At 62.3% G+C, this 7,476-nt stretch carries 6 protein-coding genes and 1 pseudogene; 4 read left to right on the top strand and 3 right to left on the bottom strand.

Features of this window, described 5'->3' with window-relative positions; genetic code table 11:
* Window positions 1–132: pseudogene (locus VEB01_RS23230) on the top strand (IS701 family transposase); the annotation flags it as partial.
* A gap of 165 nt (window positions 133–297) precedes the next feature.
* Here VEB01_RS23230 and VEB01_RS10695 read toward each other — a convergent pair.
* From VEB01_RS10695 to VEB01_RS10685, 3 genes are all read right to left on the bottom strand, one after another.
* Window positions 298–2,307, bottom strand: a complete 2,010-nt coding sequence (locus VEB01_RS10695; protein ID WP_324875281.1) for a CHAT domain-containing protein — start codon at window positions 2,305–2,307, stop codon at window positions 298–300.
* A gap of 1 nt (window position 2,308) precedes the next feature.
* On the bottom strand, window positions 2,309–3,808 hold the full coding sequence (locus tag VEB01_RS10690; RefSeq protein ID WP_324875279.1) for a metallophosphoesterase: 1,500 nt from the start codon (window positions 3,806–3,808) through the stop codon (window positions 2,309–2,311).
* A 363-nt stretch (window positions 3,809–4,171) separates the two neighbouring features.
* A complete protein-coding gene (locus tag VEB01_RS10685; RefSeq protein ID WP_324875277.1) occupies window positions 4,172–5,116 on the bottom strand; it encodes a LysR family transcriptional regulator in 945 nt (314 codons plus the stop codon).
* A gap of 102 nt (window positions 5,117–5,218) precedes the next feature.
* Between VEB01_RS10685 and VEB01_RS10680 the strand changes: the two genes are divergently transcribed.
* The 3 genes from VEB01_RS10680 to VEB01_RS10670 all read left to right on the top strand — a co-directional run bounded on the left by VEB01_RS10680 (window position 5,219) and on the right by VEB01_RS10670 (window position 7,328).
* Window positions 5,219–5,845, top strand: coding sequence for an FMN-dependent NADH-azoreductase (locus tag VEB01_RS10680; protein ID WP_324875275.1), 627 nt, complete (start codon window positions 5,219–5,221; stop codon window positions 5,843–5,845).
* A gap of 79 nt (window positions 5,846–5,924) precedes the next feature.
* Window positions 5,925–6,311: a DoxX family protein gene (locus VEB01_RS10675; RefSeq protein ID WP_324875273.1), complete on the top strand. Its 387-nt coding sequence runs from the start codon at window positions 5,925–5,927 to the stop codon at window positions 6,309–6,311.
* Between the two features lie 156 nt (window positions 6,312–6,467).
* Window positions 6,468–7,328: a pirin family protein gene (locus VEB01_RS10670; RefSeq protein ID WP_324875270.1), complete on the top strand. Its 861-nt coding sequence runs from the start codon at window positions 6,468–6,470 to the stop codon at window positions 7,326–7,328.
* The last annotated feature ends 148 nt before the right edge of the window (window positions 7,329–7,476 follow it).

The raw sequence follows: 7,476 nt of genomic DNA, 5'->3' as shown, positions 1-7,476 counted from the left end.
CTGGTCTGGGTCCGGCTCAAGTCCTTGGCGGCTCAAACCGGTCGAACGGTCTATCAACTCAAGCACGGCTTACTGGATGACTACCTTATTCGACAACTTAAAAATCCTTCGCTAGAAATGCGTCTTGCGTAAGTCCTGTAAAATAAAAGGCTTACGAGACACACTCGTAAGCCTTTTTTCTTGGATCACAAGGCGTGTGGCTGATGCATCTTCCGACTTGAATCGATCATGGCCTGATTCGGAGACCCCCGTGATCAGGCAACTACTCGCATAAACCAACTGATGCAACAGTGCCAGTTATGACTTCGCCTGAGACCGCGACTCGTCACCCAACGCCAATAACGCGGTCTTGGCTAATTCGTCCCACTGTTCCCGCTGCCAATATTCGAGATAGCGTCTGAATTGGCGCTGGGTCGAAAGAATGGGGAACGCACCGGGACCGAGCAAACCGAGCATATCTTCACAGCAGCGCTTGATTTCCTGTTCCGCTTGGCTGGCTTTGAAGCCCGGCCCACCGTAGGCAACGCCCAACAGCGCGAGTTCGGCGAGGGTGGCTAGTACATAACCGCAGTCTTCTCCAACGGCTTTGCGAAGCTGCCAGTGAGCGATCTGCCGAGCGGCGCTCCACCATGGGCCGTAGTCCTTCGCCAGCGACTTCCAAGCCTCGGTGCTGTCGGCCAGAATCGGCGTCGCCAGCATGGAGAGATATTGAGTGATGGCCCAAGAGTTGAAAGGCTCGATCTCCAGTGCTTCGCGATAGAAATCGCGAGAGGACTCATAGGCTTTTTTGCCTTTCTCCCGCTTCGTGCGGACGACTTCGGGATCGTCGGTTTCGCTTTCTGCGATCACAAAATAGGCGATTCCGATGCGCTTCTCGCTGGCGGCGCTCATGCGAAGGCGCTCCGCTTTTTGCAGGGGCGATTTCTCCGCGACGGACTCGGCGCACCATGCCTTGAGATCGGCGCGGATCGATCCGCACAGCGATTCCAGCTCCGCATCCCGATCGGTCGGGTTGCGCGCTTCGGCGGCTTTCCTGCCGTTGGCGTTGGCGCCGACCAGTTCGTCGATCCGGTCGTACTTCACATCGAGCTTGCTGCGGATCCGTTTGTCGCGGAAGGCGTCCACCTGGTTCTCGAAGTTCCAGGGCACGGTCGCGTAGCAGACGATGCTCGCCCAATCGTGCGTGCCGGGCGAATCGGTGCGCAGCCGCTGGCGCAGATCATGGAGCACCGAGCGGGGATCGGTGCCGTTCAACAGGCCGCTATAAAGGACCTCGGCCGCGATGGAGGATGCCCGCATCCAGAGCGGGAATTGCGACGCGACGACCCAGGGAATGCCGGCCGCGTGCAGCTCGTGGGCGATGCTGCCGCCCGGTATCAGCACCGACTCGATATTGCCGGAATCACAGGTCGCGAGCGTCACCACATTCGGGCGATGCTTGGTATTGCCCGAGGAATCCCGCGCCGTAAGTACGATCGCCAGGCGTTCGCCATCGACCACGTCGCCTTTCGCGGGATCAGTATCACTGCACAGCATGAGGCCGTAATGGCGGTCGCCGGAGTTATTGACCGGCGCGCCATGGGCCAGGATGTGCACGTACGTGTATTGGGCGGTCGAGCAGGCCTCCCGAATCTGTTCGAGACTGGCGTTGGGCAGAACCGTCAGAATCCGTTTGACCTCCCGGACCCGGTCTTCGGGGGAATCCTTGATCTTGACCCAAGGGTCGATCGCGCGCCGGATCGCTTGCAAGTGGTCTTGCGCGGGCACTTGCGGGAGGCCGTCGGGCGATGCGAAAGCGAACAGGATGCGCGGCGTGCGGTTCCACTCGATCGGCAGCGGCCGTCCGCGCCGGACCTCCCGGGTCATCACGATCGGGGTGCGCGATTGCAGAAAGAGGGGAGATCCCGAGCCGGGGAAACCGTCCGGTGCGATAGCCGCCTCGAAAGGCACCATGCCCAGCTCGAACGCGGACAGCGACAGCCGCAAATGTATGAGGTTTCCACCGTCGGCGCGCGGATCGGAGAGCTCGGAGAGCAGTGCCGGTACCTGGCCCAGCACGCGCCCGATCGCCTCGCCGAGCTCCCTTACCTCGGTTTCCCGTTGCGAGGCGGCGATCGGAGTCCCGTTGATGTCATACCGCAGCCGGTCGAGCCGATTGAGCAGTTGCCGATGCTCGAACGGCATTTGTACGGTTGCGGGACCATCGGCGCCGCACAGCGCGAGATACGGCGTCAGCGGCGACAGTAATTGATTGTGCGCGGGCCCCGGCCGCAGCAATTCGAGTTTGACGTTGCGAATCTCGCTCATCTCACGACCTCGCGAGCTGTTCGATTACCTGCGGCGCACCGGTGCCGTCACCCTCGACGTGGGTCAGGCGACCGATGGCCTTGCCCCCTTCGAGCACGACCGAGACCGCACTGGTTTGATCCATCACGAACGATTCGCCGCCGAATTGCGCCGTGTCGATCGACGCCATCCCGCCATTGGTCAGTAGCTCGTAAACCGGCTTGAACGATGCCGTGTCCTTGAGCATGGCATCGGTAAACCGGAGCAGGCGAATCCAGGTGCCGGAGTTGAAGTAGTAACGTCCGGCGCCCATGTCGATGGCGCGCTCGAGATGGGTATGGCCGGTGATGATGAAATCCATGGAATGCCCGACCGAAGCGGTCACCTGCTTGTAGGTGTCGTCCTTGTCGGTAATGTCGAAGGTCTTGTCGTCCGCGAGCCAGTCCTTGAGCGCGCGCCGCAGCGCTTCGTCCTTGCCGACTCCGGTGAGCCAGCCGGTGAGACGATCCCAGATCAATTGCGGAGTCCCCAGCGTCCCTTCTGGTTGTGGCGCGGGAGATCCGCCCCGCTGGCCGAAATTTTTTTCGGCGCTGAGCAGCATGTCTTCCGCGTTTAGCGCATTGATCGATTCGACGCCCAACATCCCGGCCTTGACGTTGGGGCCCAGCAACTGATCGACCGTGATAGCGGGCGCAGCGGTCTGCTCGCGTGGCTGGAATCCCTCCGCCGACAGTCGTTGGTCCACCTGCCCGGCGCCCCGTTGGCGCTCGCCCAGGATCGACAGCAGATTGTTGATCTTGGCCGCCTGCGACGGATCGAGAACGACCAAAGTGCCGACGGCGGCGGAGGTTTCGGGTTTCAGCAGATCGATCCACGCGTACTTGCGCTTCACCTCGTTCATGACCTCCTTGACCATGCGGGTTCCGGCGTTCGGGTACCATTCGCTGGGATCGAGCGAGCGGCCGGCATTCAGGCGCCGCGCGACTTTTGCCAGATCTTCGTAGCGGTTGTAATTCCAGGCGTCGACCTCGTTGCCGTGGGTGCAGAAAACCCGCGCATTGCCCACCGTACAGGTATATCCCGCGCCGGTGGTGGAGAACTCGATCCGAGCCCTGGCATCAAGATCCTCGCCCGCGAGCCGCGACAGAATCAGGCGCTGGACCGTGGGAAACGAAACCTCGATGTCGTGATTGCCGATGACGATCACCAGCGTGCGTCCTTTGGTCTTCACGAAATCGGCGAGAGCCTCCCAGATGGCGGAGAACGACTTGTCGCCCATGATCCGCGTCACCGTAGCGACCGCCTCGTCGACGGCGACGTAGCCCCGGATGTCTTCGGCCAGCGTGTCGAACACGTCGCCGTTCAGGACCAGCGCGACGCGCCCCTCGGGACGTTGCGCCGCCACCTGGCGAATGTAATTGGCAAGACGCTCGGTCTCCCGCAGGATCTGAAAACCGGGCTTTCCGCCCATGTGGATGTCGGAGATGACATGCACCTCGTCGTAAGCCGGGAAATCGCTCATGTTCCTACCCCCCCTTCTTTTTCTAAATTGAAAGTGTTCGCGTGACGATCGATGGAATCACGGATGATAAGTCCAGATCCATGGTTTTAGAGCAGTTTCGGAAACGGTGTATGGTACGTGGGAGCGGGCTTCAGCCCGCGATCGAATAGCCGATCGCGGGCTGAAGCCCGCTCCCACAGCGTCCCACCGCCGGAAACCAGTCCTTACACGCGAATCGAAACCGCTTTAAACGATGTGCTTTAGGCTCGGTTGTCGTAAGCCAACGAGAATGCACCGGTCCGCCTACGGAACTATTAAAGATAGACGCTTCGTTTCACTTTTCACGCCTGGCAGCGCGCTAGGAATTTCGGGAGCCCGCCAACGCTACCCAGGTGTCCTTGGACCCCCGTTCTCGATGGCGCCATTGTCCGCCGCAGCCGCGCCGTCGGCGACGCAGGCGCGAATGAGTTCCGCTAGCGCGCGGGTGGCCGGCCCGGCGAGCTGGGGCTGAGCGAAGATGAGATACAGCGGCTCCTTTCGGCGTTGCCCTTCGCGCAAGGGCAGTGGCTTGAGCCGGCCGGATGCGAGAGGCTCCTCGATCAAATGACACGGAATCCAGCCGAAGCCCAAACCCGCGCACAGCAAGGCAATCCGCTTCTCGGGGCTGGTCACGGTCCAGCGCCGCGTCGCGCCGAGCCAGCCCGCGTCGCGCGGCGCCAGAGTGCCCGAGTCGCTCACGACGACGTGCAATTCCCGGCTCAGATCGTCGGCATCGAGGTCTCGCCCGAGCCGATGCAGCGGGTGGTCGGGATGGGCCACGGCAATCAGTTCCACGTCCAGCAAGTGATCTCCCAGGAAACCGGGAGGAACCCGGTCACCGATCACGAGATCGGCGCTGCCCGTGACTAGCGCCTCGTCCGCGCCGGACAGCACCGCCTCGCTGAGCAGCACGCGCGTGTGCGGGCTCAGGGGCGCAAACTCCTTCAGGATGCGCAGCAGCAGGGGAGTCGGAAAGAGGGCATCGACCACCAGCCGGATCTCCGCTTCCCAGCCTTGAGCCAGGCCGTGCGCCAGTTGTTCCAGTTCGAGGGCATCGTCGAGCAGTTCCTTGGCGTGCCGCAGCAGCGCCTCTCCCGATTCGGTGAGCTTCGCCTTGCGGCCATGGATCTCCAGCAGTTTCACGCCGAGCTGCTCCTGCAGCCGGCTGGCCGTGTAGCTGATCGACGACTGGCTGCGATGCAGCGCCTCGGCGGCCTGAGCGAAACCGCCGTATTCCACGATCGCCTGCAATACCCGCCATTGCTCCAGAGTGGTTCGAGGAATTTTCATATGATCGAATTATTCGATTCAAATCAGCTGAATTTTGCGCTTTTTAATCGAGTCATACAAACATATCCTGGTCTCGTCTATCGATTTATGAAGGAGATCACCATGGCCACCTTGCTTAAGATCAATACCAGCCTCATGGAGACGGGCAATGCCAACCGCCTTGCCGCTGCCTTTGTCGCGCTGTGGCGCAAGCGGCATCCGGACGACCGGGTCATCACCCGCGACCTCACCCGCGGGCCGATTCCGCACCTGGACGAAACTACACTCACCGGCTTCTTTACGCCCGCCGAGCAGCGCAATCCCGAACAGCAGGCGGCGGTGCGGCTCTCGGACGCGTTGATCGCGGAACTCCTGGCGGCGGATGTCGTCGTGCTTGGTGTTCCGATGTATAACTTCGGCATCCCATCGACGCTCAAAGCCTGGATCGACCACGTCGCCCGCGCCGGGATCACGTTCAAGTACACGGAGAACGGTCCGGTCGGCCTGATCCAAGGAAAGCAGGTGTTCGTGCTCGCCGCCCGCGGCGGAGTCCATCAAGGCACGCCGCAGGACACTCAAACGGGCTATTTGCGCAATGTGCTGGGATTCCTCGGGATGACGGACGTTCGCTTCGTCTATGCCGAAGGACTAGCTTTGGGCGAGGCCGCCAAGAGCCAAGCGGAAGCGGCCGCGCTCGGACAGATCGCCGGGCTCATCGGCTCCCGCGCGCCATCGCCGGCGGCGGTTTAACGGCTCATGATCCAAGCCGCGAATGCCGAAACCGGTGTTCTCGATTCATAACCACAACGTGACGATCAGGAGAAAACCCATGGACAAGCTACTCCAACTCGCCGGCCGTCTCTTGCTGGCGCAGATCTTCGTCGTGTCCGGCATTTCCAAGCTGGGCGCAGGCTATGCCGGCACTCAAGGCTATATGGCGTCCGCGGGCGTCCCGGGCGCCCTTTTGCCGCTGGTGATCGCCCTTGAACTCGGCGGCGGACTGGCGCTGATGGCGGGCTTTTACACCCGCTGGGTGGCCCTGGCGCTAGCCGCTTTCTCGCTGCTGGCGGCGGTGATGTTTCACGCGAACTTCGCGGATCAGATGCAGTCCATCATGTTCATGAAGAACCTGGCGATCGCCGGAGGCCTGTTGCTGCTGGCGCGTCATGGCCCCGGCGAGCCGAGCGTCGATGCGTCGCGTGCCCGAGCGGAATGAGTGCTTATAAATGTACTGCGCGGGCCTGATTTCCTAGTGCGGGCGGTGCACGGCCTCCTCAGGTACGCCGTGTACACGCCGGGTCCTCTGCGCCGGCCGCTCATCACGGTTGCTAAACAGCTTCTGAGGCGCCTATTACTTCGAAGGAGAACACCCATGACCACCTCCCCGAATTTTGTTACCCGTGAGGTCGAGCGCCTGGTTTCTGGCGCGTTGGTTTCGGACGGTGCGGGGGTAAAACTGTTGCGCGTGCTGACCCCGGACCTGCAGCGCCGGCTCGACCCCTTCCTGATGCTCGATGAGTTCCGCTCCGACAATCCCAGCGACTATCTCGCCGGTTTCCCCGATCATCCCCATCGAGGCTTCGAGACGGTTACCTACATGCTTGCGGGGCGCATGCGGCATCGGGACAATGCCGGCCATGAAGGCTTGCTGACCGCTGGCGGCGTGCAATGGATGACGGCGGGTCGGGGCATCGTCCATTCCGAGCTTCCCGAACAGGAGCAAGGCCTGATGCACGGTTTCCAGCTCTGGGTGAATCTGCCGGCGCGCGCGAAGATGACCGAGCCCGGCTACCGGGATATTCCGGCCGAAGAAATCCCGTACACCGCCACGGCCGAAGGCGTGACGATCCGGGTCATCGCCGGATCGGTAGCCGGCATCGACGGCGCGGTCAGGCGCGAAGAGACCGAACCGCTCTATCTCGACGTCGGGTTGCCGGCCGAAAGCGCTTACGAGGCGCCGATTCCCGCCGTGCACAACGCCTTTCTCTACGTCTACGAAGGGGAAGTCAAAGTCGGTGCGCGCGGCGAGCCGGTGCGCGCCCGCCAACTCGCGGTCCTGAACAATCGCGCGGACGCCGACGGCGTGCGGCTGACGACTTCGGGCGGGGCGAGGCTGCTGCTGATCGCGGGCCGTCCCCTCAACGAGCCGATCGTCCAGTGGGGGCCGTTCGTGATGAACACGCGCGAGGAGGTCGAGCAGGCTGTGCGCGATTTTCGCTCGGGCAGCTTTTAGAAGCTGTTTTCAACCCAAATTGTCCATTAGCCGGTGGCGAGCCCTGGAATCACGGGCGGAGCGGCGGCGTGGGCCCAAAGCCCTGAGAACCAGGCGCGTTTGCGGCGGGGGACCGAGAGCAGCAGGCGCTGTTGCTTCGCATCCGGAT

The sequence above is a fragment of the Methylocaldum sp. genome, from assembly GCF_035627495.1.
Lineage (GTDB): Bacteria > Pseudomonadota > Gammaproteobacteria > Methylococcales > Methylococcaceae > Methylocaldum.
Note: the sequence above shows the minus strand (reverse complement) of the source record. Positions and strands in the feature narration are given on the sequence as shown.